The 2,306-nt window shown below is 66.6% G+C and carries 4 protein-coding genes; 1 reads left to right on the top strand and 3 read right to left on the bottom strand.

Annotated elements, in window-relative coordinates:
* Positions 1-339: DUF5666 domain-containing protein (locus WA317_RS11860; protein ID WP_425173213.1), on the top strand; the 339-nt coding region annotated here is incomplete at its 5' end.
* Between the two features lie 33 nt (positions 340-372).
* On the opposite strand, the gene WA317_RS11855 is transcribed toward WA317_RS11860, so the two are convergent.
* The 3 genes from WA317_RS11855 to WA317_RS11845 all read right to left on the bottom strand — a co-directional run.
* The gene (locus WA317_RS11855) at positions 373-720 is read right to left on the bottom strand and encodes a metal-sulfur cluster assembly factor (protein ID WP_425173212.1); all 348 of its coding nucleotides are present in this window, start codon (positions 718-720) and stop codon (positions 373-375) included.
* Complete coding sequence (gene sufU / locus WA317_RS11850) at positions 695-1,198, bottom strand: Fe-S cluster assembly sulfur transfer protein SufU (protein ID WP_425173214.1); 504 nt, start codon at positions 1,196-1,198, stop codon at positions 695-697. The genes WA317_RS11855 and sufU overlap by 26 nt, the downstream gene beginning before the upstream one ends.
* 7 nt (positions 1,199-1,205) lie before the next feature.
* The coding region (locus WA317_RS11845; protein WP_425173211.1) for a SufS family cysteine desulfurase at positions 1,206-2,306 on the bottom strand (1,101 nt) is incomplete at its 5' end.

Raw genomic sequence — 2,306 nt, 5'->3', positions numbered from 1 at the left:
GGCCCGGCCGGGGCCCCGCCGCCGCCAGGCGGCGGGCCGGCGGCCAATCCCGGCGTGGACGGCAAAGTCGACTCGGTGTCGGATAACACCATTACCGTCGCCAACGGCACCGGGCCGCAGACCAAGGTGACCGTCACCGATACGACCACCTACTCAAAGGTGACGCCCGTTGACACCGAAGCACTGACCAACGGAAAGTGTTTGTCGGCCGAGGGCACCAAGAACGGCAGCGGCGCGCTGCAAGCGACGATGATCGACTTGCAGCCGTGTCCGCCGATGGGCCGCCCGCGCCACCGACTGCACCTGCCGTTCCACCTGCCGCACCGCCATCACGGCTGAATCGACTGCCGACGGGGCCGCCGACTTAGCCGGTCAGACGGTGAAGCCGAGCGCCCGCAGTTGATCGCGGCCGTCTTCGGTGATCTTGTCCGGACCCCACGGCGGGTTCCACACCCAGTTGATCCGCAGCTCGTCGACCAGCCCGGCGCCGATCAGGGCGCTGCGCGACTGGTCTTCAATGACATCGGTCAGCGGGCAGGCCGGCGACGTCAGCGTCATGTCGAGTAGCGCTACTTTGCCTTCGTCGGTCTTGATGACGTTGAGGTCGTAGACCAGGCCCAGATCGACGACGTTGATGCCCAGTTCCGGGTCGACGACGTCGCGCATCGCCTCTTCCATGTCGCCGATCAGTTCGTCATCCGGTACAGCGGTTTCGCTCATCTTCTGCCTCCACGGTTGGGTAGGTACTGGCTTGTGCGTCTGTAGCGGCTTGTGCGAGTGCATCTTTGAACGCCATCCAACCCAGCAGCGCGCACTTCACCCGGGCCGGGTATCTGGCGACACCGGCGAACGCGATCCCGTCGCCCAGTACGTCCTCGTCACCGGTGACGGTTCCCCGCGAAGACACCATCTCGGTGAACGCGGTGACGGTCTTGAGCGCCTGCCCGACGCTTTGGCCGATCACCTGCTCGGTGAGCACCGAAGTGGCCGCCTGACTGATTGAACAGCCCTGCCCGTCGTAGGAGACGTCGGCGACCTGCTCACCGTCGTCGGACAGCGCGACGCGGAGGGTGACCTCGTCACCACAGACCGGGTTGACGTGAAACACCTGCGCGGCGTAAGGCTCCCGCAGCCCGCGGTGTTGCGGGTACTTGTAGTGATCCAGGATCACGTCCTGATAGATCTGCTCCAAACGCACGACCGGCTCACGCTCTTCCGAAGAAGTCAATGGCCCGTCGCACACCCGCCACCAGACGGTCGACCTCATCAGCGGTGTTGTACACCGCGAACGATGCCCGCGCGGTGGCGGCAACGCCGAACCGGCGGTGCAGCGGCAACGCACAGTGATGTCCGACGCGCACCGCGACGCCGTCGTCGTCGAGCACCTGCCCGACGTCATGGGCGTGCACACTGTCGACGACGAACGACACCGGCGAGCCGCGCTGCTCCATCGACATCGGCCCGATGATCCGCACCCCGTCGATGCCGGACAACCCGTCGATCGCAGCGGCCACCAACTGGTGTTCGTGGGCTTGCACGGCGTCCATTCCGATGGCCCGCAGATAGCGCGCCGCCGCGGCCAGCCCGACCACTTGAGAGGTCATCGGCGTGCCGGCTTCGAACCGCTGCGGCGGCGGGGCGTAGCTGGCAGTCTCCATCGTCACGGTCTCGATCATCGAGCCGCCGGTGAGGAACGGCGGCGCCGCGGACAGCAGCTCGCGCCGACCGTACAGCACGCCGATCCCGTTGGGCCCGAGCATCTTGTGTCCGGAGAATGCGGCGAAATCTACGTCCAGGCCGTGAAAGTCGACCGGCTGGTGCGGCACCGACTGGCAGGCGTCCAGCACGGTGACTGCACCGACACCACGGGCAGCGGCGACCAGGTCGGCGACCGGGGCGATCGCGCCCGTCACGTTCGAATGATGATTGAAAGCAACGACTTTGACTCGCTCGTCCAGCCGCAGCGAGTCGAGGTCGATGCGGCCGGCCTCTTTCTCTCCATCGGAGATCCCGTACCAACGCAGAGTGGCGCCGGTGCGCCGGGCGAGCTCCTGCCAGGGAATGAGGTTGGCGTGGTGCTCGAGCTCGGTGGCCACGATGACGTCACCGGGGCCGACAGCACGGTCGAAGCGGTTGTCGCCCAAAACATACGACACCAGGTTCAGCGCCTCAGTGGCGTTCTTGGTGAACACCACCTCGTCGGCGTGCGCGCCGACGAATTCGGCGATGTCGATGCGGCCCTGCTCGTAGGCGTCGGTGGCCTCCTCCATCAGCTGGTGCGCGCCGCGGTGCACCGCGCCATAGGA

Source organism: Mycobacterium sp. (assembly GCF_049802695.1).
GTDB lineage: Bacteria > Actinomycetota > Actinomycetes > Mycobacteriales > Mycobacteriaceae > Mycobacterium.
The sequence above is the reverse complement of the archived record's forward strand: the minus strand, read 5'-3'. Positions and strand labels throughout refer to the sequence as shown.

Coding starts and splice junctions, on each gene's coding strand:
- WA317_RS11855 (WP_425173212.1), bottom strand. CDS start 720: ATGAGCGAAACCGCTGTACCGGATGACGAACTGATCGGCGACATGGAA.